This window comes from Bradyrhizobium sp. NP1 (genome assembly GCF_030378205.1).
Lineage (GTDB): Bacteria > Pseudomonadota > Alphaproteobacteria > Rhizobiales > Xanthobacteraceae > Bradyrhizobium.
The window spans coordinates 1,749,305-1,774,118 of sequence record NZ_CP127385.1 but is presented as its reverse complement, the minus strand read 5'-3'; the positions used below and the strand labels follow the sequence as shown (position 1 = coordinate 1,774,118).

The window sequence follows — 24,814 nt, the reverse complement described above, 5'->3', positions numbered from 1 at the left end:
CAGGAGCCTCATTGCATTGACGCGCCCTGCTTGCGCAGGGACAGTACGGAGACGAGCACGAGACCCGCGATGAGGCCAAGATGCTCGAAGAAGGCGTTCAGGACCATGAAGCGATCATGGCCACTCTTCGTCCAGAAATCGTTCGCGGCCAGCATGGCAACCGCGGTCAGGACACCTAGTCCTCCGGCTCCCAGCCATACAAAGCGGCCAAAGATTACCAGCATTGAGCCACCAAGTTCGATAAGGACGGCGGCTGCGGCCCATAGCCATGCCGGCTCAAGGCCGAAATGCGCCTGCTCCGCGATCGCCGCGGGGAAATCCGCAAGCTTCTGCACGCCCCCGATCAGGAAAGCCGAGACCAACGCGATTCGCGAGAGCGGCAACAGTCCCGGCCAGGAGAGAATCGACGCAATCCAACGCGGCGTATCCGTCCTCACGGACATCTCACACCGCCCAGCAGGCGCATCCGAGCGCACCCCAGAAGCTCTTGAGGTCCGCGATCGGCAGCTTGCTGGACCAGGCGGTTGCGTGGTCATGTCCGTGGACGTTGCACGTATTTGCACAGCCGCACATCTGCATGGCCTTCATCGAGAGATTGGATTTTCTCGAACTCCCCTCGTCCGCCCAGTTGCCATACCCGCCGAAGCGGCGCACCGGCGACCAGTCCGGCATCGCGGGCGGCGGCACGTTGGCGTCAAGCGCCTTGAAGTTTCCCGCGCCATAGACGATGCGCCCGCCGACCACCGTAAGCTCGCTGGTGATGTCGGCGATCTCGCTGTCGGCGCAGGAGAAGAAGTCGCGATCGGGCACGATGAGGTCGGCGAACTGACCGACCTGAATGCGGCCCTTCCTGCCTTCTTCATTGGAGAACCACGTCACGTTCTCGGTCCACATCCGAAGCGCCGTCTCGCGGTCCAGGCAATTTCGTTGCGGATAGAGGCGAAGCCCGCCCACCGTCATGCCGGTCACGAGCCAGGCCAGAGAGACCCAGGGATTGTAGGAAGCGACCCGGGTCGCATCTGTGCCGGCCGACACTTTGACGCCCTTGTCGATGATCTTCTTCACCGGCGGCGTCGCTTCGGCGGCGCCATAGCCATAGCGCTCGACGAAATACTCGCCCTGATAGGCCATGCGGTGCTGCACGGCGATGCCGCCACCGAGCGCCGCGATGCGGTCGATCGATTGATCCGAGATCGTCTCGGCATGGTCGAAGAACCAGTGCAGCCCCTCCAACGGCATGTCCTGGTTGACCTTCTCGAACACGTCGAGCGCGCGCGAGATCGTCTCGTCATAGGTCGCGTGCAGCCGCCAAGGCCACTTGTTCGCCACGAGAACGCGAACGACTTCTTCGAGTTCGCCTTCCATCTCGGGCGGCATGTCCGGCCGGGCAACACGGAAATCCTCGAAATCGGCGGCCGAGAACACCAGCATCTCGCCGGCGCCGTTATGGCGGAAGTAATCGGTGCCCTGCTTGTATTTGGATGTCCTGGTCCAGTTCAGGAAGTCGTCCTTCTCACCCTTCGGCTTCTGGGTGAAGAGGTTATAGGCAAGCCGGATCGTCAGCTGGCCTTCGTCGGACAGTTTTTGGACGACAGCGTAGTCCTCCGGATAGTTCTGGAAACCACCGCCCGCGTCGATGGCGCCGGTGACGCCGAGCCGGTTCAGCTCGCGCATGAAGTGCCGGGTCGAATTGACCTGATAGTCGAACGGCAGCTTCGGCCCCTTGGCCAGCGTCGCGTAAAGGATGTTGGCGTTCGGTTTCGCCAGCAGCAGTCCGGTCGGATTGCCATTTGCGTCGCGCATGATCTCGCCGCCGGGCGGCTCCGGCGTGTCCTTGGTGTAACCGACGGCGCGCAGCGCGGCCGCGTTGAGCATGGCGCGGTCGTAGAGATGCAGGATGAAGACCGGGGTATCCGGGGCTGCCGCATTGAGCTCGTCGATCGTCGGCAGGCGCCCTTCCGCGAACTGGCGCTCGGTGAAGCCGCCGACGACACGTACCCATTGCGGCGGCGGCGTGATCGCGACCTGCTTCTTCAGCATGGCCATGGCATCGGCGAGCGACCACACGCCGTCCCAGCGCAGCTCCATGTTGAAGTTGAGCCCGCCGCGAATGATGTGGAGGTGGTTGTCGATCAGGCCGGGCAGTACGCGACGGCCCTTGAGATCGATGGTTTTCGTGGACGGACCGGCGAGCGGCATGATCTCCCGATCGTGACCGACGGCGGTGAACACACCGTCCCTGATCGCCACGGCGCTGGCCGTCGGGTTGCCACGGTCAAGCGTGGTGAAAAGGCCGCGGTGGAAAATGACATCAGGTGCGCCGTTCATGATCCACTCTCCGTGGTCTTTACCGCCGCAGCGGCGTTGGATTGCACGCTATGGCCGCCGGGCAGCAGGCCGAACATGTGAGGCGCGCACTTCGCCTGCCGCCAGGCGGCGACAAGTCCGTGACCCGCAACGATCTGCCGGGCAATCGGAACGATCTGCTCGCCGGCCAGGATTCCCAGCAGTCCAACCAGAGCCACAAGCGGCGGCGCCGGCGATCGCACGTTAAGGAGGCTGTAGATGACGCCGACCAAAAGGCCGGCGCCGAGGGACAGAACATAGATTTTCATCGCACCCATCCCGAGCGAGCTATCGAGAGCAAATCAGGCGCCCTAGCCGCCAGCCTCGGAGGCATGCTCGCCGAGGGCCCACTTCGAGAAGCGGATCTGAATGCCGTAGGGTGAGTGAGCACGCAGGATGTCCATCATGCCTTCGTAGGTCTCGGTGCGCGCCCAGTCCTGCTGCAATTCGAACGCGTACTGGCACGAGGTGATCGGAACTGCACCGGCCTGCACCAGGCGATCCATTGCACGGTTGTGCGCTTCCATCGAAAGATCACCGCAGGCATCCGCCGCGACATAGATCTCATAGCCCTCCTTGAGCATGTCCAGCGCCGGAAACATCACGCAAGCTTCCGTCCAGAGGCCTCCGAGGACGAACTTCTTGCGCCCGGTCGCCGCCACCGCCTTGCGGAAATTGGCATTGAGCCATGAGTTCATCGACGTACGGTCGATGACGTCGTGACGGGGAAACAGCTCCACGACTTCCGGCATGAACGGTCCGGAGAACGAATCCTTGGCAACCGTCGACAGGACAGTTGGAATCTTGAACAGCTTGGCGGCCTTCGCCAGAATCTGGACATTGTTGAACACGACCAGCCGATCGTGCGACTGGACGCCTTGGTACATCGCCGGTTGATAGTCGATGAGCGCGATGGCGCTGTTGTCGGGGGTCAGCATATCGAGTTTCGACATCGAGATTTCTCCTTGGAAATTGACGACCGCCGGCTGAAGCCAATGACATCCTGCGCCGCGCGCCTGGAGTGTATGATCCGAGGCGCCGCCCCGCGCTTGGACAAGTTCATCGCTGATTGGACGATGCCGTGATGACCGCCATCGTGCGACAAACGGCCTCCGGCGAATCTCGATGCGATCGCGCTTCCCTGCGCACTTGAATGCGCGTCCGCCACAAACGTGAGGACGTGCAAAGAGCGTCGAGATCGTCCAAGCCATCGGACGATCCATCCCTGAGTCTGGCGACGAATGCTTCGGCCGGGCGCGGGACGTCAGATGCTCGGCCGCAGCCACAACAATGGAGCGATGGATGGCGCTGCTGAAGCTGCGGGATGGTACCGAGCTCTACTTCAAGGACTGGGGCAGCGGAAAACCGATACTCTTCCGCCACGGCTGGCCGCTCAGCGCGGATCTCCTCGAATTCCTGAACCAGCGAGATTGAGGTGACCACATGACCGACGGTACCCCGCATCTTCTCGAACCGAAGGACTGCGCACTCCTGTTCGCAGACCAGCAGGCCGGACTCGCCTTCGGCGTTGGGTCGGTCGACCGGCAAGTCCTTTTGAACAACGTGGTCGCCCTGGCCAAGACGGCCACGGCGTTCAGCCTCCCGGTCATTGCCTCGACCTCCGCGACGAAGGTCTACAGCGGACCGCTCATGCCGGCGGTCAGCGCGGCATTGCCCGGCATTGTGCCGATCGACCGGCGCAGCATGAACGTGTGGGAGGACGACAACGCACGCGAGGCGATCCTCGCGACACGGCGCCGCCGCCTCATCGTGTCGGGGCTGCTGACGGAAGCCTGCGTCAGCTTCACTGTGCTATCTGCGCTGGCAGCCGGGCTTGAAGTCTACGTGGTCGGCGACGCCTGCGGAGGTCTCACCACGGCCGGCCATGACCTTGCTCTTCGCCGCATGGAAGCAGCGGGAGCACGACCGACGTCATGGATCCAGATCCTGTTGGAGTTGCAGCGGGACTGGACTCGCCGCGAGACCTATGACCGCGCGCGGGCGATCGTGGAGGCTCACGGCGGCGGATACGGTATCGGGCTATCCTACGCGCGCGACATGATCCATCCGACCTGAGTAATTCGGTGGATGCCCCTCAACCCTCAGAACGAGCCCGACGCCAGGCGCCAGGGCTCGTTCCCACGCTGCGGGAGAAAACCCTAGTGAAGTAGCTCTGGTCGCCAAACCCGCAGATTAGTGCGATATCCGCCAGCGGCAGCTTGGTGGTCGTCATCAGGCGCTTGGCTTCATCGATCCGGAGCCGGGAGAGATACTCGTGCGGGGCAACGCCTGTACTGCGCCGGAACGAGCGGGCGAAGTGACTTGGCGTCAGCCTGCACTCGGCCGCGACATCCGCGATCGTCAAATTGCTGGCGAGGCGAACACGGATGATCTCCTTGGCGCGGCGCTCCTGCCATGGCGCCAGTCCGCCTTCCTGAACGCCCTCGTGCGAGCGAAGATCCCCGTAGGTCTGGGCAAAGTGAGCGAGCAAGCTCAATCCGATCTGATCGACAAAGAGCTGATTATTCGCCTTCTCCTCTTCCAGAGCGCTCAAGAGAAGGCTTGAAAGCGTGGACAAATAGGGATCGCGACGATCACGAGCCCACTTGAGCGTGGCGATCGGCTTGGCGCCATTCTCGAACGCGAAATCGTCAAGTGCGCGGCGCGGAATGTAGTATTGGACAGCGTCGAACGGGCCTCTGAATTCGCACTGCGGATTGTCGCGCAGGTCGATGACACTCACCGTACCGGCGCTGAACGATCCGGAATATCTCTGGCGACCTGCGAGCCAGCATGAATGCCGCTCCAGATCCCCAAGCTGGTGAAGGATGCTGAACGCCGGCTCGGAGGGGACCGCGGCAGTCCGCTCACGAACAAAGCGGGTACATGTCAATCTCGTAACGGCAAGCGCGAGCTTACCCTGGCGATTGATCTTGTGAACACAATCGCCTTCCATTCCGAGGTGCATGGCGAGCCGGCGACCAAAAAAACCATCGGAAGAGGTATCGGCATCTTCGGTCATCTGAGCTCGTCTGGATTCCGCAGGCGTATAATATGCTATCGACCAAACTCGGCTTAGAAAACCGGCTCCGCCGGACGTTTTTCACGGACTGATCTTCCGCAATGGACAAAATAGCTGGAATTTCCGTCTTCGTTCAAGTTGTCGACTCGGGAAGCTATGTCGCAGCCGGCAGAGCTTTGGGGCAGACCGCTTCGTCGGTCGGAAAGACGATCGTGCGCCTGGAAGAGCGGTTGGGGGTGCGCCTCTTTCACCGCAACACGCGAAGCATCAGCCTCACGACCGAAGGTGCGCGCTTCCTTGAGCGCTGCCGCGCGATCATGAACGAGATAGCAGCTGCGGAAGCCGATCTCGCCGCCGCGCGGGAAGGCCCGCACGGTCGATTGAGGGTAAGCGTCCCCATGGTCAGCGACGCCTGGAACGCCGTCTTCGTCGAGTTCATGGCGCGCTTCCCGGAGATCGAACTCGAGCTGAGCTACAGCAACCGGAATGTTGACCTGATAGAGGAAGGGTTCGAGGCCGCGCTTCGGATTGGAAATCTCGAGGATTCCAGGCTCCGATCACGAAAGATCGGCTCCTTTCGACTCGTCCTGGTGGCCTCGCCCTCATATCTCTCCCGCCGACCGCCACCAGGCTGCCTGGGTGATCTCGAGCATCATCTGTGCCTGAGAACCCAAAACTCTTCGACAGGCAAACTATATCCCTGGCCCCTGGGGCAGGACTTTGTCCGACGTAGCGAGCGCTTGGTGAAGCGGCTGGTGGCCGACCACAACGCCATGCTGCTCGCAGCTTGCCTTCAAGGACAGGGTATCGCCTGCATGCCCGAGTTCTGGGCACGCCGGCATATCAATTCCGGTGAGTTGGTGATGATGCTTGAGGCCGAGACCGACAACAGGAGAATCGTATCAGCGCTTTGGCCTATGGGGCCATCCTCGCCAAAAACATCCGCCTTCGTGGACTTCATCGCCGACAAGCTTCCGGCCATCATGCAGCCAAGCAACTACGCAACGACAATTCCAGCTAGTTGAGTGGAGGCAGGATGCCTTGCAATTCGGACCGACGTTTCTCGAGAAAGTCTGGCAATCTGAGATTTTCTCCAAGACGATCGCGCTCCTCGTCAACCGTGAAGCCGGGTCCATCGGTCGCGATCTCGAAAAGGACGCCGCATGGCGCCCGGAAGCCGACCGCAGTCAGATATGTTCGCTCAATCGGCTCAGTCACAACGATGTCGTGCATCGTTTGAAGCTTCCGGACCATTTCCGACTGGTCTTCGATATTGGCTGAGCGGAAGGCCACGTGCCTGATCGTGCCTCCCCCGAGGCGGCCTCGCGACGAAGCCCCGATCATCCGCAGCGTCAGCGTGCCTCCGGGACCGTCATGAGCGGCGAAACGGATCGAATCGTCGGCTTGTGAAACGCGTCTGAAACCCAGCACCTCCTGGATAATATCGATCGTGGCGTCCTCGGCGCGGACGTTCAAAGTGACGTCATTCAGGCCCAGGACCGCTTGTAGATCGCCGCGCTCCGCTTCGCGATGAGCTTGCCTCGATTCCACCAGGGCAAGCGTGGTGCCATCGGGATCAGCGAAGCACAGCATCGCCTCTCCAAATGGCGAGTGGTCCACTCTGCACGCCACGCTCGCGGCCTTGAGCCGCTCCGACCACCATGCGAAGGAGCCCATCGGCACACGGAAAGCTGTCTGCACGACTTCGCCGACCCCGACCATTCCCTTTGCGACGCAGCGCCATGCCAGGGTACTTATCACCGTACCCGGACTCCCCACATTATCGCCAAAATAAAGGTGGTAACTTCCGGGGTCGTCATAGCAGACGGTCTTCTTGATCCGCTTCAGCCCCAAAACGTGGGCGTAGAAATCTGCGGTGCGCTGCGCGTCGCCAATGATCGTTGTGACGTGGTGAAGTCCGCGTGCTGGTAGGGGCGCTCCGTCCAGTCTAGACACGATACGCGCTCACCGCTGCCTCGCTGAATGGTGACTAAGCGACCTTGCCAGGGCTGACATGCATTCCTCGATGCTGTGATCCAGATTGCGCACGAACGCAAACTCTCCTCTCTGCTCGCACCATTCGGCGGTCGCCGCCGCTATCTGATCACTTATTGAGGCCTACACCGGCCAAATGTCTTGGATTTTCGCCCGATCGCGTGGAGGGCCAAATGGAATTGGGGGCTGCGACTGGCGGCATCTTAATTCCAATCTGGGCGCAATCGTACAACCGCGCGCCAGAATGTGCAATCACCGGCAGCAAACTCGCGCTGATCGGCAGCGGCGCGGCAGTCACGGCTTGGATGCGCCGTACAATGAAGCGGTCTGCCGAGACCGAGGCCGTTGCCGACCTTGCTCTCCCTCCCGACAGCCGTCCCGCGACGTGCCAAAACGTCCAAACGCGATGGAGGATATGCAAGCCGGATGACTCCAAAAATGCTTCTCTGATGGCTTGAGCGCTCAACATTGCTGCTGGGTCATCCAACCGGAGGCCGGCATCACAAACAGCTGCGTCAAACACGCCGATACTGAAGGGGTGAGAAAATATGGCGGCTCTCTTTCATCCGGCAGCCCTGGGCGATCTCAATCTCACCAACAGGATAGTCATGGCGCCGATGACACGCTCGCGCGCCGATGAACGCGGTGTCATCAATGCTTCCGCTGCTGAATATTATTCAGCTCGCGCGGGCGCCGGCGTGATCATAAGCGAAGGCATCAACGTAGGACCGATGTCCAACGCCTTTGACCGAACGCCTGGCCTATGGACCGACGAACAGACCGAGGGATGGAAAGCGGTCGTCGATCGAATCCATGAGAAAGGGGGCCGCATCGTCGCCCAGCTCTGGCACGGTGGACGCGCGAGCGCGCGTGGCCTGCTGTCCAACAGACAACCGCTGTCGCCGTCGGGCGTCAATGACGATCTGGATCGATTGCAGGTATGGGCGCTTCTCGCCAACGGCGCCTATGTGCGCGTCACCGCTACGTCGTCGCGCGCGATGAGCCTTGGGGAGATCCGCGGCGCCGTGGACGAATTCGGACTGGCGGCCGCCAACGCTGTTCGCGCCGGGTTTGACGGCGTGGAGATTCATGGCGCCAACGGCTATTTGGTTCATCAATTTCTCTCGCCGACGATCAATCAGCGAACCGACGAATATGGCGGGAGCATCGAAGGACGCTCGAGATTGCTTCTCGAAATCGTGTCGGCGATTTCTGATGCCATGCCGCGATCGCGGATTGGACTGAGGCTGTCGCCCTTCGCCGATTACAACAGCACGCGAGATCCGCGACCGGAAGAAACCTATGGACAGCTCGCACACTGGCTGCAAACCGCCGGGCTTGCGTATCTGCACCTGGCCGACACCAATGCCTGGACCGGAGCGCCAGATTACGCGAGAATGCTGCCGATAGTCCGCGAACATTATCGCGGACCGCTCATCGTCAACGCGGGCATCACGCCCGAGCGCGCCGCCGACATCGTCAGTTCCGGAGAGGCGGACGCCGTCGCGTTCGGTCGCCTGTTTCTCGCCAATCCGGATCTTCCCGCGCGGATTCGCGCTGGCGGTCCCTATAATTCGCCGAGGTCAGTCGGAATATATGGTGGTTCCGATACCGGATATCTCGACTATCCGAGCCTTGAGTCTGTCGCGAAGGAAGTCGCTGCGGGAGATTAGTGCGTTGAGGCCGCGGCATGGCGGCAGAGGCAATGGCTGAACCGCTCGGCCGCTGGCATTGTTTCCAAGCCCTGATGAGGCACTTTGCCGAAGAATCCGTCTCAGGCGTCGATCGGCTTCTTTCGGAGGTAAACGAACCAGTAGACGGCCGCGACCATGAGCGAGCCGCCGATGATATTTCCGATCGTGACGGGGACCAGGTTGCCAACAAAATTGGTCCAGGTCAGGTCGGGAAAATCGCCAGCCGTCCTGTTAACGGCCTTCCAGAAGGAAGCCGGCGCGCCGGCCTTGATGATGGCGTGCTGCGGGCCGGCGCGAGTGAAAAACATCCCCCGCAAATCATCTACTTCATGCTGTTTTGTCAGGGCCTCGCCTGCTCCCTGCTCGCGGGCTTCGGCATGGCCGCGGGTACGGCGCGAAGTTGGATACACATGGTGACCTTCGCACTGACCTTGGCGGTCGCTCTCTTCATCGTAACGGACATGGAATACCCGCGACTTGGTCTCGTTCGCATCGAGACCTTCGACCATTTTCTCGCTGACGCGTACGCGGGCATGCGCTGACTGATCCACGGACGCGCTGCCGGATTAGTCAATTCGGCTGACTCGTTACCGCACCTTAGGACAATAGTTGCCGAACGACTTTATCAGCTAAATAGCTCGGTTCGCTCGGGAGGCCGTGAGACGGTCATGTCTACCGACACAGTCATTTTTCTGTCCGCCATTGCGGCGGCGGTGCTTCTTGTGGTGGTGTGGGCCTGCGCGCCACGCGCCAGCAGGGGCCTCCGGTTCTGGGCGCTCGGTGCCGGCCGTGGTCTCGGCCGACTTGGATCGAGTTTGAGGAAAACCGGCCGCAAGACCAGCGATGGTTGACGAACTGCGCCGTCAACCATTTTCTCGACGAAGCCGCAAGGCTATCAGCGGAACGCAATCCTGATACCGCTGAGATTGACCGCGAATTCAAGGCCCGCTTTGGCGCCGTACAGCGTGATGATCACGCCTTTATCGTTCTTGAGCTGCACGCCGCCGCCACCGCCCACAAAGGCGCCGCCGACGCCGACCGAGGAATAGATGCCCTCGAAGTCGCTCAGCCGGTCCAGATACGATGCACGCCCCTTCAGATGCATGACCGAGGCGCCAAAGGTGAGGCCAACACTCAAGCCCGAAACCCGGAAGGGGTAATCGCGGCCGTCATAGGTCAGGACTCCGCGGCCGGTGCCCGCCCCTGCGATCAGGGCGGCCTTTGTGAATACGACGCGAACAAGTCCAACCTTTGCCTCGGCGGACGGCACAAACCCGATGGAGACTATCATCGCAAGCAGCACGAGCTTCATTGCATAGCGGCGCATGACCACCGTCCTTTTGCGGATTGATCAGGGATTGGGAGGTTCGACCTTCTTCCAGGTTTGGTCGGGATCGAACCATTTCATGCGCTTGGCGATCTGCTCGGTCAGCTCCCCCAGGTCCTTCTGGTACACAGTGCCCTTGTGATTGACCACAAAAGTCATGACGCCGGAGTTACCATACTCGGCTGGATAGGCGGCGAGCGCGAAACCGCCAATCATCTTGCCATTGACGACATAGTCCAGTTCGCCGCCGGGAGCGTTCGGACCCTGGCGCGTCAGGATGCGGTAGTAGTAACCATGGTAAGGTTGCGGTTCGCCGCTGCCGACCTTGTAGCCTTCGGCGGATGCTTCAGCCGCCAGTTCACCGAGTGGGCTTTCGTCGCCGTCCGGTGGCCAATAGAGACCGTCTTTCTTGCCCGGGCTGCTGACGATGCGCTGCGCATAGACCCCGGGTCCTGCGCCGCGGTCCTTGTCGGCGTACTCATCTTCCGCATCAACAAACGCGAGACTGGTCTGGATCGCGTCGAGTTCGTTGCGCCCGATCCGGCGGTAGAGGATCTCGATCCGGCCTTCGGCGGTGTCGAATTCCCACCCCGCTTTTCTTTGGTAGAGCGGAATCGGGAACGGAAAATCGTCCTTGCCAAGCATGAGGACCGCTTTCTTGTTGCCCTCCATACTGATCGAATGCTTGGCATCGTAGGCAGCGACGAAACGCTCCCGCGTGTCGTTGTCAGCGACCATGTCTCCGGACTCGACGATATCGGCTGCCTTGCGGCCGAGTACCTTGAGGATGTCGTTCGTGGCGCCCGATTTCGCCGCGGCGGCCAGAGCGGCTGCCGCCTCGTCGGGCGATGGGAAGGACTGCTGGGCTGAAGCTGGGAGGGTCACGAGCAGCATGGCGGCCGCAATCAGGCCCACGGACCAGCGATGATGGAGTCGTATCGAAAGAGGCGATGTCATGATCACATCCTCGCTCGCGTTGGCATCTGTGCACCGGCGGCGAGCCAGTCCTGGTAGGTACGGAACTTGAGCCCGAGCCTGTCGTAGTAGACCCTGAGATAGCCGTCGCGTCCGCGTGTGACGGCGTCGGGTCGAACGGTCTGCACCTCCTGTGCGATGACACCGACATAGGCCTTTTCGCTGCCGGGGTAGCTGAATCGGTAATAGCCGAGGCCGTTGTCGAGACGTCCGAGCAGCACGACGTCGTGCTTCAGGGCGAGATCGGATCGCCGTCCGCCGCCACCGCCGCGACCTCCACCTCCACCGCCACCCCGGAATCCGCCGCCACCGCCAGCACGCATGCCGCCGCCCGGAGAGATGCCGCCGCGTCCCATGCTGGCGAAGCTGGCCCGGCCGCGTGCGGACTGGACACTGGCTGCCCGCCCCGACTGCATCCGCATCGCGTTGTCGCGGCCGCCACCTCCCCGCGCTCCGCCCGACGGACGACTGCGATCGCTGGCGCGCGCCTGCTTGCTGGCGCCCCCCTTACCTTGGCCGCGATCGCCCTTGGCCTGCGCACCGCGTTGACGATCGGCGGTGCTGGCGCGATCGCCACCGACACGATCGCCTCCGCCGACGCGATCACCGCCACGGTCGCCGCCTCCAACCCGATCGCCACCGCGATCGCCTGCACCGACGCGATCCTTGCCGGGGTTGAGCACTTGCTGGCCGCCGCGGCCCCGGAAATCCATGCGGTCGGCCGCGCCGGCGCGCGCCTTGTCGCCGCCAAAGCGCTGCGCCACATTCGCGTTGTTGTATCGGACACCCTGTCGATGCTCGACCCTGTGTCCCCAGTTGGCGTTGTTTGAACGGTTGACGAAGAAGTTGTTATTGCCCCAGTTGCAACGGCCGCCCCAATAGCCGCTCCAGCGCCCGAGCGCGAAGCCAGCGCCGAACGCCAGTCCGGTCGCAATCACACCGGCGCCGATATAGGACGGGTAGCCGAAATAATACGGCGGATATTCGGCATAGGGCCAGGTGCCATAGACCGTCGCCGGATCGTAGTAGGGAACATACATGGTGTCGGGATCGGTGGGCTCGATCACGATCACCTGCTTGTTCTCCTGCTGCACAACCGAGACCTTCTGCTCCTTCGTCGAGGCGAGCTTGTTGTTGGCCTGCGCCCGCGCACGCAAACGCTGAATTGCGTCCATCACGTCAGGCTGCTGGGCGAGCACGGCATCGCCGAGTGACTTGGTCCAGTCGAGCTTGTCATTCATCATGTCGAGCACGCTGGACGTGCTGACGAGCGCCTTGACGCTCTCGTCCCAGGAGCGCTTGTCGACCTCCGTCTTGAGTTGATCGCCCTTCAGATCCTTGTGCTCCTTCACCCAGCGCGCTGCTTCCACCACCTCCAGCGGATATGTGGACGCCGCCAGCATGTTGGCGAGCAGCGCATCGGGATAGAGCGCGATCGGGGCAACGAGCGCCTCAAGCTGCTCTGGCTTCAGCAAGGACTGATCGGATTGCGGCGGCGGCGCGCCTGCTCCCTGGGCAAGCGCGGCGAACGGGCTTGCGAGAACGATCGCCAAAACCAACAAGGCTCTCCTGCAGAGCAACATGGCACTTCTCCTGTCGGACCTGGGCCGCCAGCGAACCGTCTCCCGAAGCGCCGACATTTGATCAAGATCAAGGGTCGGACGCGAACGGAGCGGTCATGGCCGCCTGATCGACCTTCTCGGACATTTTGTGAAATCGGCGGGCAACGCTGCGACCACAACCCTTGATCTAAATCAAGCGAGGCCTGTGCGGCGACGCGAACGATCGCCGTGTGCGCTCTCGTCCTCACGCTGTCAGCGACAAGCGCCGGACGACGCGGCGCGCCATCTATGGGACTGCGGCCGTTGCCGCTGGGGCCGCAGCGGCAGGCGCCTATATGGCCTCGCCGGGTTGCGCGCAGGTAACGGATGCCTATGGACGGGTCTACACCAAATGCTAAGCGCGATGATCTCTCCTTAAGGAGTTTGCCGTCGGGCTGGCGCAGGCTGCTCGTGGCTGGACTCGTCTGCCTGCTGGCCGCAATCTGCTTCCTTTCCTATCGCTGGTACACCCGTCCGACCACGTTGACGATCGCGGTGGGGTCGCAGGACGGCGAAGCCGCGAGGATGGTATCAGCCATCGCCTCTCGGTTTGCGCAAGTGGGCGCGCCGGTCCGCCTCAGCCTGAAGGAAACCACCGGCGCGCTTCAGGCGGCGGCGGCCTTCTCGTCGGAAGAGGTCGACCTCGCTGTGGTGCGCGGCGACGCCAGCGACCTGTCGAAAGCGCAGGCTGTCGCAGTCGTCACGCATGCCGTGCTGCTCCTTGTCGCGCCGCCGGGCTCCCCGCTCGACAACGCCGCGGCGCTGAAGCGTATTTCGATCGGCGCCATTGGCAAGGAAATCAACCGCAACATCATCGCGATCCTGGCTAGGGAATACAACTGGGAGCGCAGCAATGTGACCGTCAGGGACCTGCCTCCATCCGACGTCCGGCGCGCCCTTCGGGCCAAGGAAATCGCCCTTATCCTCGTCGTGATCCCGACTACGGAAAAATACATTTCGCTGCTGCGGGGCCTGTTCCCTCAGAATGCAAAAGCCGCTCCTGTCCTTCTTCCGATCGAAACCGCCGGCGCCATCGCCGAAAGAGAGCGTGCCTATGAGTCGTTCGAGCTTCCCAAGGGAACCCTTCGAAGCTCTCCTGCCGTGCCCAGCGACGATCTGTCGACCCTCCGGGTGACTTTCTACCTGGTCGCCAAGAAGGAACTCGACGACGACGTCGTGTTCGCGCTGACCGAGGCGCTGACCAACGCAAGACGGGATCTGCTTGGCGAGTGGCCGATGCTCGCACAAATTTCCGCGCCCGATCTCGAACCCGACGCATATCTTCCGGTGCATCCTGGAGCAGCCAACTTCTACAACGGCACCCAGACGAGCCTGCTCGACAAATGGGGCAACGTCATCTTCCTGGTCCCCATGGTGATCGGCGGCCTTGCATCCATTGCCGCCGCCGCACGACGGTTTCTTCGGGAAGAGAAGGTCGAGCGTGGCGACCCGCTGGACAGGCTCTATGCGCTCGCCGGGCAGATCCGCACGGTCACGCATGCGCAGGAACTGGACGAGATCGAAGAGGAAATCGACCGCGTACTGCGGTCGCAACGGCTTGCGGCGGCGCGTGGCGAGGACGAAGCGCTTGTGACGAGCCTCAACGTGGCCGCGCACCGGCTGGAAACACTAATCAGCGACCGGCGAGCGATGCTCGCCGACAGAAACGGGCTTGGAGCTTCCGCTTAGCGGCAACCGAGCAGCAGCCTCGAGAACGAGTCAGTGGCCGCTCAACACCAGCGTCTTGATCGGCAACAGCAACGCCTGGATCCGGAGGAGCATGGCGTGCACCAATCCGACCGCATCGATCGCGTGCAGGACGAAGCCCTGAAACGCGCCAGTATCCTTTGAAGCGATCTTGTCGTGATTGCTGGTGTACGCATTGACGATGCAGGAGCTTCCGGCCGTCACGTCCTCGAGGCCATCTTTTGCGATGGGCTCGAGAAACGCCAGAATTGTGCCGGGTTTGGCCTGGCTCGCGTCAATGAGCTGCTCTCCGCCACGGAACTGACCGGCGGCAATGTAATCCTGCACACTGGTGATGACCATGGGGATGATGATCCATGGCTTGGAGACGCAAGTCGCCTCCGCGACCATTCCGGGTTGCAGAACCTGTGCCTCGATCTGTCCGAAGCCCGCCTGCAGGGCACGGCCGCCCGCCCCTTCCGGAATCAGGACGCCGGCTGGGCGCATCAGCGGATTCACGATGTCGCCCGGTCGGAGAAAGAACTGCTCGACACGTCCGTCGACTCCCGCACGGACGATGGTCTTGTCGAGCTCGACCTGAGCCTGCGCCAGGGCAGCTTCTGCGCTCGCCTTTTCCGCCGGCAGAAGCGTGACCACCCTGGTCTCCGTCGATAGCTTTGCGGCCGCGGCCGCATCGATTGCGGCCTGCCGTCCGTCGACAGCGACCTGCAGCTTCTCGATGTCGCGCTGCGGCACGATGCCCGGGTTGCGCCGCTGCAGCTCGCTCTTGACGTCCAGCTCGTCCTTGGCCTGCTTGTGGTCGCTCCTCGCCTGTCCCAGCTGCGCTTCGGCCCTGACCACATCGACCTTGGCCGCGACCAGCTCGGCGTCGACCTCGGCGATCTTGCGCCTGGCAGATTCCAGCGCCGCGCGCTGCTTTGAACTATCGAGCGTGAACAGGACGCTGCCTTTGGTGACCGGCGCGCTATATCCAACATTCACCTCCGCGACCCGTCCGACCGTTTCAGGCGCGATCGGCACCGTCCTGAAAAACAGCATCGCCGACGTCGTCGACGGATGGAAATAGAAGATCAGGGTGATCAGGCCGATCGTCAGCATCAGGCACCCTGTGATGCCCCATCTCAGCTCGAACCATACGGAGAAAAACGTGATCTCCTTGCCCAGGCGCTTGCCCTGGACATAACGCCGATAAAGATAGTCCGGCAGCAACGTGAACAGCGAACAAAGCATCAGCTCAAACATGACCGCGTGCCTCCTTCCTCGGGACACTCGTCTCTTCGGGAACGGACGGTTTGATCTTGTCGGGAGCGAACGCGGCCTCCTCGTCGCTGGACGCTTCGGGTCGAGCCGCGCCTTCGGTTGAAGAATCAGCGATCTTCTCGACCGATCCGGCAATGCTGCGCAGCGGCGTGCCGAAGTCCGGCAGATCGATCAGCGCGAGGAGAAGCGCCGCGATCCAGAACAGGTGGATGTGGGTGAAAAGCGCCAGCAGCCCAAGGACCGCCACGACCTCGAATTGGAGCTTTTGCGACTTGTGAGCCATTCGCTCCGGCAGCGAATGCAAACGCAGGTACAGATTGCCGACGCCGAGCACGGCTGCGATCAGGAAGATGCCCATCACGATCATCAGCCAGTCGGTCTCGCCGGGCTTGGCGAGATAAAACGGCAGATGGTGAGGCGTCATCGGGTGAAGCTGCTCGTGCAATCGACCCTCCTCTTACCCGGCGGCGCCGTTTTTTCGGCGCTCTGCCCTCGACCACTGGGCGCTTCTTGCGGTAGCCCTGTCAAGACACTCTAGTGCCGTCTTTTCAATTGGAACAGGGGCTTCAGATCGGGCAACGATAGTAGCCGATCTCCATGTCCGGCATTCCGGGAAACAGCCGCAGGATCTTGTCCTGGTCGACCGCTTTCAATTCGAACTGGACATTGGACAGCATGACATCAGACGCGCAGGCCGCGATGATGTGGACGGTCTCGCCGTCATCCTTCCGGGCCTTGATCTTGCACCTGGCCGTTCTGCCCACCATCTGGCCTGACTCGACGATGAAGCCGCCGCCATGCAGTTCGGACAGCGGTGCGAAGGTGACCTGGTTTGCCCTTCCTTTTCGAACGAACACGTTCTTGCACTCGCTCGCGCTGGTGGCCCATGCGCCGGTCAATTCGACACCGCGCGCCTCCACGCCGACAGTCAACATCGCGCAAAGTGACAGGATCGCGATCGCGGCAGCGCTTCGCACCTCGTTCATTCCCTATCTCCCCGCAATTTTGCTTCCCGGAATACGCGGCTGATGCCCGCAAATAGCAATCGCGCTGGGCATCGCCGATGTTGATCTACATCAAGCCTGCCGGTTGGTTCGGCGGCTGAGCATCACGTGCCACCGCCCCTACACGCAGCCGTCGTCCCCTTACCCGATGGTATCGAGTTATCTCGGGGCTTGATTTGGATCAAAGGTGGCGGCTTCCAGCGCCTCAGCATCTCAAAAGAGAATAAGCGCCGAGCCGCACCAGGAGAGAGCCATGCCCGGGATCGACGACCTGCTGCCCACCGCCAAGGAGATCCAGAAACAAGCCGCGCTCAAGGAAGCAGAAAAAGCCGAGCAGCACGCAAGGAGCGCGGCGGCTGCAGAAACCGAGAAGCGGGCGCTGATAGAAAAACTCAGCAAGCCTTCCGGGCTTTCCGAGCAGGAAAAGATCGAGCTTGCTTCCAACATCATTCAGCGTGCCGTTCGCAACGGCCTGACGGAGGTGCAGGTCTATCGATTTCCCAACGCGCTTTGTACCGACAAGGGCCGGGCGATCAATCAGCAGGAACCGGGTTGGGAGAAAACGCTGACGGGAATACCGAAGGAGATCTTCCAGCTCTGGAGCGACTACCTGAAGCCGCGCGGCTATCGCATCCGCTATCAGATCGTCGACTTTCCGGGTGGCGTCCCCGGCGACATCAGCATCACCATCGTTTGGTCCTGAGGGGAGGTCAGCCACATGGCGGGGGGCGAACAGCCGAATTCGCGGATGAAGCGCAAGGCCTACGAGAAGGAACTTCGCAAGCTCCAGGTCAGGCTTTGTCATCTCCAGGAATGGGTGAAGGCCAAGAAGCTCAGGGTGATCGTCCTGTTCGAGGGACGCGACGCCGCGGGCAAGGGCGGCACCATCAAGGCAATCACCGAAAAGGTCAGCCCGCGCGTGTTTCGGGTGATCGCCCTTCCCGCTCCATCCGACCGCGAAAAGACCCAGATGTTCCTGCAACGCTACATGCAGCACTTTCCGGCTGGCGGTGAAATCGTCATCTTCGACCGAAGCTGGTACAACCGAGCCGGCGTCGAATATGTCATGGGCTTTTGCTCCCTTGACGAGCACGAACGCTTCCTCGAGCTGTGTCCCGAGATAGAGAAATACATCGTCGATGCCGGCATCATCCTGATCAAGATCTGGCTCGAAGTCGGGATGGAGGAACAGGAGCGACGGTTCAAGGCGCGGATCGACGATCCGCTGCGGCAATGGAAACTCAGTCCCATGGACACCGAGTCGTTCCGCCGCTGGTACGAGTACTCGAAAGCCCGCGATCTCATGTTGAGGGCGACAAACGCGAAGAACGCGCCCTGGTATATCGTCCGGTCCGACGACAAGCGACGGGCGCGGCTCAACTGTATCGCGCACCTGCTTGAAACGATCCCGTTCAGGAAGATTTCGCGCGACCGTGTTCGCCTGCCGAAGCGGTCCAGTAAGGGACACTACAACGATCAGGCGTCGCTGCGTGGCATGAAATTCGTCGCCGAACGGTATTGATCGGACGCGACACGCTGCTGCCGGCGCTCACTGGAGTGCGATCTGGACGCCTCCGACCGCGGCCGACAGTTCGACGCCAACCTTGGGGCCGCTCAGCTGCAAGATCACGCCCTTCTCGTTCTGCAGCTGCACGCCGCCGGCACCGGCCGCCAGCGCGCCACCGGCGCCGACCACGCTATACGTCCCCTGGATGTCGCCAGGACTCCTGAGGCGCAATGCCCTTCCGGTCAGTTGAGTGGTCGATGCGCCGATCGTGAAGCCGACACTCATGCCGGATACGTTGAAGGGGTAGTGATGGCCGCGAAACGTCAGCACACCATGACCGCTCCCCACTCCGACGATGAACCCACCCTTCGTGAAGACGACACGAACGGCGCCCGTGTCAGCCTGTGCCGCGGTCGGCAGGGCTACCCAGGCGGCCCAGCCGACCAAGACGAGTTGAACGAGAACGCGTTGAAACCTATTCATGCTGCTCCCCTATCCGTCGAAGGCCATTCGTGGCCGGGGTCGGTCATCACATACCTGCGCAACGATGACGTCCGGTGTTGATCTAGATCAAGATCGCCGACACGGACCGAGAAAGCCTTCGATCCGTTCTCCTTCATTGGACCAGCCGCAGATCGCGACGACCGCCATGCTACGACATGTTCTCACCCGATTGGCGCTTGCTGCCTGCGCGACAACGGCGGCGCTGCTCGGCTCACGGGCTGCTGAAGAGCCGACCCCGCCTGCAATCCAGGAGGAAATCTGGGCGTTGCCCGTGACGCAGCCGACGCTGGCCTACGTGGTCCGCCCGCATGGTAGCGGTCCATTCCCGCTTGTCGTCATGAACCATGGCGTGTCCCTTAACGCACAGGAGCGCGCGTTCTTTCCACTGGTCGAATTCAGGGACGCGGCTATTTGGTTCGCGCGGCGGGGCAACATGGTGGTCGCGCCGGTCGGCCCGGGTTACGGCGCAGCCGCGCTCGACATGCCGAACCGCGGACTGTACGGCGTGTTCTTCTCAAAAATTGGGAGTTGTGACAACCCGAACTTTCACGATGCAGGTCTCGCTGCGGCGCTGCTCGACAAATGGATCATCGACTACATGACCGAGCAGGGACTTGCCCTGCCAAACGATACGGTCGTCGTCGGACAGTCCGCCGGTGGCTGGGCGGCGATCGCCCTTTCAAGCCAGAACCTCCCCTCAGTGAAAGCGATTATTGCGTTCGCAGCCGGACGCGGTGGACATGTCGGTGGAAAGCCGAACAACAACTGCGCGCCGGACCGGCTGGTCGAAGCGACCGCCGACTTCGGTCGTGTCGCGCGTACGCCCATGCTGTGGATATACATCGAGAACGACACGTATTTCGGGCCAGCGTTGTCGCAGCGAATGCTCCAGGCTTACACGCATAGCGGAGGCAATGCCGAATATCACTTGTTGCCGCCGTTCGGCGAAGATGGCCACTTCCTGATCGATTCCGCCAGCAGCATTCCTCTATGGAGCCCCCTGGTCAGCCAGTTTCTTGATCGGCACCGCTAGCCGCGCGCCAGATGGAGATCGATATGCGGATTCAAAACGCGACGGCGACTACGACCTTCTTACGCTGCCTCGCATGGATTTGGTGCGCTGCCCTGTTGCTGTCCGCAGCCTGCGGCCCGGCAGGGGCGGAAGAAGCTGGCGTCGTTGTCAACGAAGCACCCGCAGCGCGCCAAGCGACCCAGGCCGAAGTTGCGCCGCGCGGGCAACGAGCAGTCAAAGACATCAAGTATGGTGACTGGCGCAAGGTCTGCTTCAAGACCCCCGGAACCAATACAGTGTGCCGCACGACCATCAGCGGGGTGTGGGACACCGGGCAGTTGGCGGTTCGCGCCGATGTGATCGAGCGGCAGGGCGATGCCACGCCACGGCTACAGCTCTTTCTGCCAACCGGCCTGTATCTGCAGGCCGGCGTCAAGCTTCGCGTCGATCAAGGCCAACAGCGCCAGGTTCCGTTCGTCTGGTGCCTGACCAACACCTGCATCGCGGCCGAAGCAATCGCCTCCCGCTCGCTCCAGGAGATGGAGACAGGCCACACCCTGCTGCTCGAGGTCATCGATTCGAACGTTCTGTCCATCAGCACAAGCCTACCGCTCGATCGCTTTGCCGCTACGCGCAACGGGACGCCCGCCGAACTCTATCAGCAGGACATCGACGAATAGGATGATCGGGCTGCTTGCGGTCGCTATCCGAGCCCAGCTGCGACGCGATCAATTGGTTCAAGGAGGGCCTTCGCTGGAAACGGCTTCCTCAGAAAGGCGATGCATCCGGATTCAAGCGCCGCGGTGCGAACGGCGTCGCTATCGTTGGCGGTGATGTAGATGACGGGGAGCGACACCCCCGACTCGCTCAATCGATGCCTGACTTCTATACCGGATTCGCCGTTCAGCTGGATATCGAGAACGACGCAGATCGCCCGCCGGAAATCGCCGTGCGCCTGGAACGCCTTCGCGGTTTGAAAGAGAAGGCTGTCATAGCCATGCTCTCGGAGCAGTCGCTTGAGACTTCTGAGAGTGCCCGGATCGTCGTCGACGACGAAGATAAGCTTTCGATTAGACAAAGCGCAGCCTCCGCTTCGCTAGCGATTCAATAAGGAGCAACCACGCCCGTCAATCGCTGGTTTTGTCAGGTTCATGTAAGCAAGGATCACCTCTGATAATCCTCACTACGTTCGAAGCGACGTTCCTATTGTCCTTGAGGACAATAGGTTCACAAATCCTGTTAATATCTGAAAGGAGCGATCAGCCTCGATCGCGCTCGCCCGAGAGTCGGCGCAGGACGCCAAGCCGTTCTGCGATGGATACGAGTTCAGCGAGGGATTGAACGCCCATCTTTTCCATGACTCTGTGACGATGAGCCTTGATGGTGCGTTCCGTCGCGCCCAGCTCCGCCGCAATCCTCTTGTTGATCTTGCCTTGAACGACGAGCTCAAAGACCTGCATCTCTCGTGGAGTGAGGCGGGCCAGATGAGCGCGAAGCGCATCCAGCTTCGCCTTTGGACCGCGCGAGGTCTCGTGATGAGCCATGGCCTGCTCGATCGCGCGAAGCAGCTGTTCCGAGCTCACCGGCTTGGTCAGAAAATCCTCGGCGCCTGCCTTGATTGTAGCTACCGTCGTGCGAACATCTGCATAGCCGGTAAGGAAGATGATTGGCAGCGTCGAACCGAGCTCGGCCAGACGCTTCTGCAGTTCGGGACCGCTCAAGTCCGGTATGCGAACATCGAGCAGGATGCACGCTGGACTTCTTTCGTCAGGCAGATGGTCGAGCAGTTGCTGCGCGGAGGAATAGGCCGCAACTTCATATCCCGCCTTCTTCAGACGGCGCTCGACCGCTGTGCGAAATGACGGATCGTCGTCAACGATATGGATAGTACCTGACACGGGGCGCTCCCCCCGATAATGATGACAAGGCGACACAACAACTAGGCCGCCGCCGCGAGGTCCTGCTTCCGGATGCATCGAATTTGAAACTTGGGCTCGACAGAGCCACCGTAACATCTGATTGTATCATCGCAAATATACACGTAGACGCGGCGCTTACCCCCGGCGCCAATATATGCTGCAACTGCGAAATCTACCCCGGTATTGTTCCTTCGGCCACTGTCCGGAAGGACAATGGCTCCAAAGGCAATAGCCCGCCTGCCCCGAGGGTCGTACAGGAAAGGTGCAGGGCGCGGCGGCGCTTGGACTGAATAGCGCTCGTTGAAACACGGAGAGGCTCCATGTTCGTCAACGTCAACGCCAATCCTGCCAACAAGCCGAAATTTGTTGGTGAGCTCGAAGGTCTCACGCGAGCTGATGTGATTTTAAGCGAATTCAAATATAGCCGCGGCTCCGAGGTCTTCGGTGAAGCCGAGCCGGCCGAGTATGTCTACCAGGTGATCGAGGGCGCGGTGCGCAGCTACAAGCTGCTGTCCGATGGCCGCCGCCAGATCGGCGCGTTCCACCTGATCGGCGACATCTTTGGCCTCGAGAATGGACCGGCCCACCGGTTCACTGCGGAGGCGATCGTCGACACGACCGTGCGGCTCGCCAGGCGTATCAGCCTCGAAACTGTGGCGGAAACGAATGCGCTGGTCGCACGCGATCTCCTCAACATGACGACAAGCAACCTGCAGCACGCCGAGGACCATATGTTGCTTCTCGGGCGCAAGACGTCGCTGGAACGCGTTGCCGCGTTCCTGCTCGAAATGGATCGTCGCCTGAGCGGCGTTGGCGTAATGGCGCTTCCGATGAGCCGCCGTGACATTGCGGACTATCTGGGTCTGACGCTGGAGACAGTCTCCCGAGCGCTTTCGTTCCTGCACGAAAGGGATATTCTTGGCTTCGTCGGGCAGACGCAACGGCAGATTGTCCTGCTGAATCGCGCCGAGCTTGCAAAACTCGATCTATAGCTTCTCCGACCTCGATATTGCGGAAAGCGGATTTAGTTCGATCGTCCTGAGAAGCACTTCAAACATCAGCGCTGTCGACCAGCCGAACATCAGGACACCGTTCATGGCCGTCATCGGCCCCAGCAGCCGCCACTTCGCGAGCGGCGTAACGTCGCCATAACCCAGCGTGGTGTAGTTGACGAAGGCGAAATACACCAGGTTGGCATCATCAGGCGCCGCATTCACGACGGCGTAGGCGACCGACCAAATGAAAACCTCGATGATGTGCGCGACCATCACCAGCAACGACGTCGCGACAATCACGCCTGCAAGATATAGCACGGGGCTCGACTTGCTTTTTTTCGCGACAGCGCGTGCGACAACGATCGCGACGATCGTCACCGCGGCGTGGACGATGATGTTCAGCGCGCTGACGGCGGCTCCCACCAACAGCTGAACGAGCATATCGACTCCTTCCATAGCGCCCAGCGCGGTACTGACGCGATCCGCAGCGGCCGTCAGCCGGGATGCAGGACTGCATTGCCATGATCGTCGGCACCGGCAGCCACCATTGATTCAGATCAAGGGTGGGAACGTTTCGCGTCCCAACATTGCCGGCGATACCTGTGCCTCCCAGGTGGGCTGACCGGAGCACGAGGATGAGAACGCTCTCTGCGGAAGAAGCCGTCGCCATGATCCCCAACGGGGCAAGCGTGATGGTCGGCGGCTTTATGGGGGTTGGAACGCCGGAGCGGCTGCTCGACGAACTGGTGCGACAGCACAAGTCCGAACTCGCGCTCGTCTGCAACGACGCCGCTGTCCCGGGCAAAGGGGTCGGAAAGCTGATCGATGCGGCGCTGGTATCGAGGCTGATCGCCAGCCACATCGGGCTGAACCCCAGGGCCCAGCAACAGATGATGGAGCAGAAGATTTCGGTCGATCTGGTGCCTCAGGGCACCTTGGCCGAACGCATCCGCGCCGGTGGGTGCGGCCTTGGCGGTGTGCTCACGCCGACCGGCGTCGGGACGATCGTCGAGGAAGGCAAGCGCCAGATCCAGCTCGACGGCAAGACCTTTCTGATCGAAATGCCTCTTCGATCCGACTTTGCCCTGATCCATGCTTTCCTGGCGGACTATTCGGGCAATCTCGCCTACGCGCTGACCGCCCGCAATTTCAATCCGGTCATGGCGATGGCCGCCGACACCGTCATCGTCACCGCGGAGCATATCGTACCCGTCGGGGTGATCGCACCGGATCACGTCGTCACCCCGGCCCCGCTTGTTGACTACCTCGTTGCCAATGGTTGAGCCATGGATGCACAGGCAATAATTGCGCGGCGCGTGGCGCTCGAACTTCGACCGGGCGACCTCGTCAATCTCGGAATTGGCATTCCGAGCCTCGTCGCAAACTATGTTCCGCCGGGACTGAAGGTCTTTTTCCAATCGGAGAACGGCCTGATCGGCACAGGGCCGATCCCCGAACAGGGCATGGCCCATCCGCACCTGACCGATGCCGGCGGACGTCCGATCAGCGCCCTTCCCGGCGCCTCGACGTTTGACAGCGTCATGTCGTTCGGCCTGATCCGCGGCGGGCACGTCGATGTCACCGTGCTCGGCGGGCTTCAGGTCGACGCCGACGGACACCTCGCCAACTGGATGATCCCCGGCAAGATGGTGCCCGGCATGGGCGGTGCGATGGACCTCGTCACCGGCGCAAAGCGCGTGATCGTTGCCATGCAGCACGCCGCGAAGGGAAAATCGAAGATCGTCCGGAAATGCACGCTGCCCTTGACCTCGTCGCGCCCCGTTGACCTTGTGGTCACCGACCTTGCCGTGATCGGCTTCGATGGTGGGGCCATCACCCTGCTCGAGACCGCTCCGGGCGTCAGCGTGGCGGAGGTGATGGCCGTCACCGAGGCCGAGCTCCGGGTTCCGGACAAGGTCCCGGAGATGAAAATCTGAGCCCTGGGA

Annotated in this window: 29 protein-coding genes and 1 pseudogene; 13 read left to right on the top strand and 17 right to left on the bottom strand. The window is 61.6% G+C overall.

Annotation, left to right across the window (positions count from 1 at the left end):
• Positions 1-8: 8 nt before the first annotated feature.
• Genes QOU61_RS08505 through QOU61_RS08490 form a run of 4 tightly spaced genes read right to left on the bottom strand, consistent with a single transcriptional unit; the run spans position 9 to position 3,299 of the window.
• On the bottom strand, positions 9-443 hold the full coding sequence (locus QOU61_RS08505; protein WP_289657664.1) for a DoxX family protein: 435 nt from the start codon (positions 441-443) through the stop codon (positions 9-11).
• Between the two features lies 1 nt (position 444).
• Complete coding sequence (locus tag QOU61_RS08500; protein ID WP_289657663.1) at positions 445-2,328, bottom strand: amidohydrolase; 1,884 nt, start codon at positions 2,326-2,328, stop codon at positions 445-447.
• Positions 2,325-2,615, bottom strand: coding sequence for a XapX domain-containing protein (locus QOU61_RS08495; protein WP_289657662.1), 291 nt, complete (start codon positions 2,613-2,615; stop codon positions 2,325-2,327). Before QOU61_RS08495 ends, QOU61_RS08500 begins: the two co-directional genes overlap by 4 nt.
• A 42-nt stretch (positions 2,616-2,657) precedes the next feature.
• Positions 2,658-3,299, bottom strand: a complete 642-nt coding sequence (locus QOU61_RS08490; RefSeq protein ID WP_289657661.1) for a hydrolase — start codon at positions 3,297-3,299, stop codon at positions 2,658-2,660.
• 349 nt (positions 3,300-3,648) lie between these two features.
• On the opposite strand from QOU61_RS08490, the pseudogene QOU61_RS08485 reads away from it, so the two are divergent.
• Together QOU61_RS08485 and QOU61_RS08480 are read left to right on the top strand one after the other, a co-directional pair.
• Positions 3,649-3,762, top strand: a pseudogene (locus QOU61_RS08485) (alpha/beta fold hydrolase); the annotation flags it as partial.
• Between the two features lie 27 nt (positions 3,763-3,789).
• A complete protein-coding gene (locus QOU61_RS08480) occupies positions 3,790-4,422 on the top strand; it encodes a hydrolase (protein ID WP_289657660.1) in 633 nt (210 codons plus the stop codon).
• 19 nt (positions 4,423-4,441) lie between these two features.
• Here the strand turns inward: QOU61_RS08480 and QOU61_RS08475 are convergent, their stop codons facing one another.
• Positions 4,442-5,368: a helix-turn-helix domain-containing protein gene (locus tag QOU61_RS08475; protein ID WP_289657659.1), complete on the bottom strand. Its 927-nt coding sequence runs from the start codon at positions 5,366-5,368 to the stop codon at positions 4,442-4,444.
• A 101-nt stretch (positions 5,369-5,469) separates the two neighbouring features.
• Here QOU61_RS08475 and QOU61_RS08470 point away from each other — a divergent pair, with 101 nt between their 5' ends.
• Positions 5,470-6,393 carry a LysR family transcriptional regulator gene (locus QOU61_RS08470; protein WP_289657658.1) on the top strand — a complete coding sequence of 308 codons (924 nt, stop codon included), beginning with the start codon at positions 5,470-5,472 and terminating at the stop codon, positions 6,391-6,393.
• On the opposite strand, the gene QOU61_RS08465 is transcribed toward QOU61_RS08470, so the two are convergent.
• Complete coding sequence (locus tag QOU61_RS08465; RefSeq protein ID WP_289657657.1) at positions 6,386-7,324, bottom strand: ring-cleaving dioxygenase; 939 nt, start codon at positions 7,322-7,324, stop codon at positions 6,386-6,388. The genes QOU61_RS08470 and QOU61_RS08465 overlap by 8 nt on opposite strands.
• 587 nt (positions 7,325-7,911) lie before the next feature.
• Here QOU61_RS08465 and QOU61_RS08460 point away from each other — a divergent pair.
• Entirely contained in the window at positions 7,912-9,036 is a 1,125-nt protein-coding gene (locus QOU61_RS08460; RefSeq protein ID WP_289657656.1) for an alkene reductase, read from the top strand.
• A 101-nt stretch (positions 9,037-9,137) separates the two neighbouring features.
• Here the strand turns inward: QOU61_RS08460 and QOU61_RS37340 are convergent, their stop codons facing one another.
• The gene (locus tag QOU61_RS37340) at positions 9,138-9,365 is read right to left on the bottom strand and encodes a formate/nitrite transporter family protein (protein ID WP_502876945.1); all 228 of its coding nucleotides are present in this window, start codon (positions 9,363-9,365) and stop codon (positions 9,138-9,140) included.
• Positions 9,366-9,725: 360 nt separating this feature from the next.
• On the opposite strand from QOU61_RS37340, the gene QOU61_RS08450 reads away from it, so the two are divergent.
• Positions 9,726-9,908: a hypothetical protein gene (locus QOU61_RS08450; RefSeq protein ID WP_289657654.1), complete on the top strand. Its 183-nt coding sequence runs from the start codon at positions 9,726-9,728 to the stop codon at positions 9,906-9,908.
• Positions 9,909-9,952: 44 nt separating this feature from the next.
• Here QOU61_RS08450 and QOU61_RS08445 read toward each other — a convergent pair whose 3' ends face one another.
• The 3 genes from QOU61_RS08445 to QOU61_RS08435 form a co-directional block, all read right to left on the bottom strand.
• On the bottom strand, positions 9,953-10,369 hold the full coding sequence (locus QOU61_RS08445) for a hypothetical protein (protein ID WP_289657653.1): 417 nt from the start codon (positions 10,367-10,369) through the stop codon (positions 9,953-9,955).
• A 39-nt stretch (positions 10,370-10,408) separates the two neighbouring features.
• Positions 10,409-11,278: a DUF2950 domain-containing protein gene (locus tag QOU61_RS08440; protein ID WP_502876944.1), complete on the bottom strand. Its 870-nt coding sequence runs from the start codon at positions 11,276-11,278 to the stop codon at positions 10,409-10,411.
• A 65-nt stretch (positions 11,279-11,343) separates the two neighbouring features.
• Positions 11,344-12,942 (bottom strand): DUF3300 domain-containing protein, encoded by a 1,599-nt coding sequence (locus tag QOU61_RS08435; RefSeq protein WP_289657651.1) that lies wholly within the window; start codon positions 12,940-12,942, stop codon positions 11,344-11,346.
• 429 nt (positions 12,943-13,371) lie between these two features.
• On the opposite strand from QOU61_RS08435, the gene QOU61_RS08430 reads away from it, so the two are divergent.
• Positions 13,372-14,649 carry a TAXI family TRAP transporter solute-binding subunit gene (locus QOU61_RS08430; protein WP_289657650.1) on the top strand — a complete coding sequence of 426 codons (1,278 nt, stop codon included), beginning with the start codon at positions 13,372-13,374 and terminating at the stop codon, positions 14,647-14,649.
• 30 nt (positions 14,650-14,679) lie between these two features.
• Here the strand turns inward: QOU61_RS08430 and QOU61_RS08425 are convergent, their stop codons facing one another.
• The 3 genes from QOU61_RS08425 to QOU61_RS08415 all read right to left on the bottom strand — a co-directional run bounded on the left by QOU61_RS08425 (position 14,680) and on the right by QOU61_RS08415 (position 16,913).
• Entirely contained in the window at positions 14,680-15,909 is a 1,230-nt protein-coding gene (locus QOU61_RS08425) for an HlyD family secretion protein (protein ID WP_289657649.1), read from the bottom strand.
• Complete coding sequence (locus tag QOU61_RS08420; RefSeq protein ID WP_289661383.1) at positions 15,902-16,351, bottom strand: hypothetical protein; 450 nt, start codon at positions 16,349-16,351, stop codon at positions 15,902-15,904. The genes QOU61_RS08425 and QOU61_RS08420 overlap by 8 nt, the downstream gene beginning before the upstream one ends.
• Positions 16,352-16,493: 142 nt before the next feature.
• Complete coding sequence (locus tag QOU61_RS08415) at positions 16,494-16,913, bottom strand: hypothetical protein (RefSeq protein ID WP_289657648.1); 420 nt, start codon at positions 16,911-16,913, stop codon at positions 16,494-16,496.
• Positions 16,914-17,184: 271 nt separating this feature from the next.
• On the opposite strand from QOU61_RS08415, the gene QOU61_RS08410 reads away from it, so the two are divergent.
• On the top strand, positions 17,185-17,634 hold the full coding sequence (locus tag QOU61_RS08410; protein WP_289657647.1) for a hypothetical protein: 450 nt from the start codon (positions 17,185-17,187) through the stop codon (positions 17,632-17,634).
• A 15-nt stretch (positions 17,635-17,649) separates the two neighbouring features.
• Positions 17,650-18,453, top strand: a complete 804-nt coding sequence (gene ppk2, locus QOU61_RS08405; RefSeq protein ID WP_289657646.1) for a polyphosphate kinase 2 — start codon at positions 17,650-17,652, stop codon at positions 18,451-18,453.
• Positions 18,454-18,480: 27 nt separating this feature from the next.
• On the opposite strand, the gene QOU61_RS08400 is transcribed toward ppk2, so the two are convergent.
• Positions 18,481-18,921, bottom strand: a complete 441-nt coding sequence (locus QOU61_RS08400; RefSeq protein WP_289657645.1) for a lipid-binding SYLF domain-containing protein — start codon at positions 18,919-18,921, stop codon at positions 18,481-18,483.
• Between QOU61_RS08400 and QOU61_RS08395 the strand changes: the two genes are divergently transcribed.
• The gene (locus QOU61_RS08395; protein WP_289657644.1) at positions 18,920-19,975 is read left to right on the top strand and encodes an alpha/beta hydrolase family protein; all 1,056 of its coding nucleotides are present in this window, start codon (positions 18,920-18,922) and stop codon (positions 19,973-19,975) included. The two genes, QOU61_RS08400 and QOU61_RS08395, sit on opposite strands and share 2 nt — an antisense overlap.
• A gap of 11 nt (positions 19,976-19,986) precedes the next feature.
• A complete protein-coding gene (locus tag QOU61_RS08390) occupies positions 19,987-20,634 on the top strand; it encodes an invasion associated locus B family protein (RefSeq protein ID WP_289657643.1) in 648 nt (215 codons plus the stop codon).
• 23 nt (positions 20,635-20,657) lie between these two features.
• Here QOU61_RS08390 and QOU61_RS08385 read toward each other — a convergent pair whose 3' ends face one another.
• Positions 20,658-21,032 (bottom strand): response regulator transcription factor, encoded by a 375-nt coding sequence (locus tag QOU61_RS08385; protein ID WP_289657642.1) that lies wholly within the window; start codon positions 21,030-21,032, stop codon positions 20,658-20,660.
• A gap of 181 nt (positions 21,033-21,213) precedes the next feature.
• Positions 21,214-21,852, bottom strand: coding sequence for a response regulator transcription factor (locus tag QOU61_RS08380; RefSeq protein ID WP_289657641.1), 639 nt, complete (start codon positions 21,850-21,852; stop codon positions 21,214-21,216).
• 341 nt (positions 21,853-22,193) lie between these two features.
• On the opposite strand from QOU61_RS08380, the gene QOU61_RS08375 reads away from it, so the two are divergent.
• The gene (locus QOU61_RS08375) at positions 22,194-22,865 is read left to right on the top strand and encodes a helix-turn-helix domain-containing protein (RefSeq protein ID WP_289657640.1); all 672 of its coding nucleotides are present in this window, start codon (positions 22,194-22,196) and stop codon (positions 22,863-22,865) included.
• Here QOU61_RS08375 and QOU61_RS08370 read toward each other — a convergent pair.
• Positions 22,860-23,309, bottom strand: coding sequence for a potassium channel family protein (locus QOU61_RS08370; RefSeq protein ID WP_289657639.1), 450 nt, complete (start codon positions 23,307-23,309; stop codon positions 22,860-22,862). The genes QOU61_RS08375 and QOU61_RS08370 overlap by 6 nt on opposite strands.
• Before the next feature lie 194 nt (positions 23,310-23,503).
• On the opposite strand from QOU61_RS08370, the gene QOU61_RS08365 reads away from it, so the two are divergent.
• Together QOU61_RS08365 and QOU61_RS08360 are read left to right on the top strand one after the other, a co-directional pair.
• Positions 23,504-24,151, top strand: a complete 648-nt coding sequence (locus QOU61_RS08365) for a CoA transferase subunit A (protein ID WP_289657638.1) — start codon at positions 23,504-23,506, stop codon at positions 24,149-24,151.
• 3 nt (positions 24,152-24,154) lie between these two features.
• Positions 24,155-24,805: a 3-oxoacid CoA-transferase subunit B gene (locus tag QOU61_RS08360; protein WP_289657637.1), complete on the top strand. Its 651-nt coding sequence runs from the start codon at positions 24,155-24,157 to the stop codon at positions 24,803-24,805.
• Positions 24,806-24,814: the final 9 nt, after the last annotated feature.

What these genes read in the sequence shown, in the direction of transcription:
- QOU61_RS08505 (WP_289657664.1), bottom strand. Translation starts at nt 443, where the DNA reads ATGTCCGTGAGGACGGATACGCCGCGTTGGATTGCGTCGATTCTCTCC.
- QOU61_RS08500 (WP_289657663.1), bottom strand. Translation starts at nt 2,328, where the DNA reads ATGAACGGCGCACCTGATGTCATTTTCCACCGCGGCCTTTTCACCACG.
- QOU61_RS08495 (WP_289657662.1), bottom strand. Translation starts at nt 2,615, where the DNA reads ATGAAAATCTATGTTCTGTCCCTCGGCGCCGGCCTTTTGGTCGGCGTC.
- QOU61_RS08490 (WP_289657661.1), bottom strand. Translation starts at nt 3,299, where the DNA reads ATGTCGAAACTCGATATGCTGACCCCCGACAACAGCGCCATCGCGCTC.
- QOU61_RS08480 (WP_289657660.1), top strand. Translation starts at nt 3,790, where the DNA reads ATGACCGACGGTACCCCGCATCTTCTCGAACCGAAGGACTGCGCACTC.
- QOU61_RS08475 (WP_289657659.1), bottom strand. Translation starts at nt 5,368, where the DNA reads ATGACCGAAGATGCCGATACCTCTTCCGATGGTTTTTTTGGTCGCCGG.
- QOU61_RS08470 (WP_289657658.1), top strand. Translation starts at nt 5,470, where the DNA reads ATGGACAAAATAGCTGGAATTTCCGTCTTCGTTCAAGTTGTCGACTCG.
- QOU61_RS08460 (WP_289657656.1), top strand. Translation starts at nt 7,912, where the DNA reads ATGGCGGCTCTCTTTCATCCGGCAGCCCTGGGCGATCTCAATCTCACC.
- QOU61_RS37340 (WP_502876945.1), bottom strand. Translation starts at nt 9,365, where the DNA reads ATGTTTTTCACTCGCGCCGGCCCGCAGCACGCCATCATCAAGGCCGGC.
- QOU61_RS08450 (WP_289657654.1), top strand. Translation starts at nt 9,726, where the DNA reads ATGTCTACCGACACAGTCATTTTTCTGTCCGCCATTGCGGCGGCGGTG.
- QOU61_RS08445 (WP_289657653.1), bottom strand. Translation starts at nt 10,369, where the DNA reads ATGAAGCTCGTGCTGCTTGCGATGATAGTCTCCATCGGGTTTGTGCCG.
- QOU61_RS08440 (WP_502876944.1), bottom strand. Translation starts at nt 11,278, where the DNA reads ATGCTGCTCGTGACCCTCCCAGCTTCAGCCCAGCAGTCCTTCCCATCG.
- QOU61_RS08435 (WP_289657651.1), bottom strand. Translation starts at nt 12,942, where the DNA reads ATGTTGCTCTGCAGGAGAGCCTTGTTGGTTTTGGCGATCGTTCTCGCA.
- QOU61_RS08425 (WP_289657649.1), bottom strand. Translation starts at nt 15,909, where the DNA reads ATGTTTGAGCTGATGCTTTGTTCGCTGTTCACGTTGCTGCCGGACTAT.
- QOU61_RS08420 (WP_289661383.1), bottom strand. Translation starts at nt 16,351, where the DNA reads ATGACGCCTCACCATCTGCCGTTTTATCTCGCCAAGCCCGGCGAGACC.
- QOU61_RS08415 (WP_289657648.1), bottom strand. Translation starts at nt 16,913, where the DNA reads ATGAACGAGGTGCGAAGCGCTGCCGCGATCGCGATCCTGTCACTTTGC.
- QOU61_RS08410 (WP_289657647.1), top strand. Translation starts at nt 17,185, where the DNA reads ATGCCCGGGATCGACGACCTGCTGCCCACCGCCAAGGAGATCCAGAAA.
- ppk2 (WP_289657646.1), top strand. Translation starts at nt 17,650, where the DNA reads ATGGCGGGGGGCGAACAGCCGAATTCGCGGATGAAGCGCAAGGCCTAC.
- QOU61_RS08395 (WP_289657644.1), top strand. Translation starts at nt 18,920, where the DNA reads ATGCTGCTCCCCTATCCGTCGAAGGCCATTCGTGGCCGGGGTCGGTCA.
- QOU61_RS08400 (WP_289657645.1), bottom strand. Translation starts at nt 18,921, where the DNA reads ATGAATAGGTTTCAACGCGTTCTCGTTCAACTCGTCTTGGTCGGCTGG.
- QOU61_RS08390 (WP_289657643.1), top strand. Translation starts at nt 19,987, where the DNA reads ATGGAGATCGATATGCGGATTCAAAACGCGACGGCGACTACGACCTTC.
- QOU61_RS08375 (WP_289657640.1), top strand. Translation starts at nt 22,194, where the DNA reads ATGTTCGTCAACGTCAACGCCAATCCTGCCAACAAGCCGAAATTTGTT.
- QOU61_RS08370 (WP_289657639.1), bottom strand. Translation starts at nt 23,309, where the DNA reads ATGCTCGTTCAGCTGTTGGTGGGAGCCGCCGTCAGCGCGCTGAACATC.
- QOU61_RS08365 (WP_289657638.1), top strand. Translation starts at nt 23,504, where the DNA reads ATGAGAACGCTCTCTGCGGAAGAAGCCGTCGCCATGATCCCCAACGGG.
- QOU61_RS08360 (WP_289657637.1), top strand. Translation starts at nt 24,155, where the DNA reads ATGGATGCACAGGCAATAATTGCGCGGCGCGTGGCGCTCGAACTTCGA.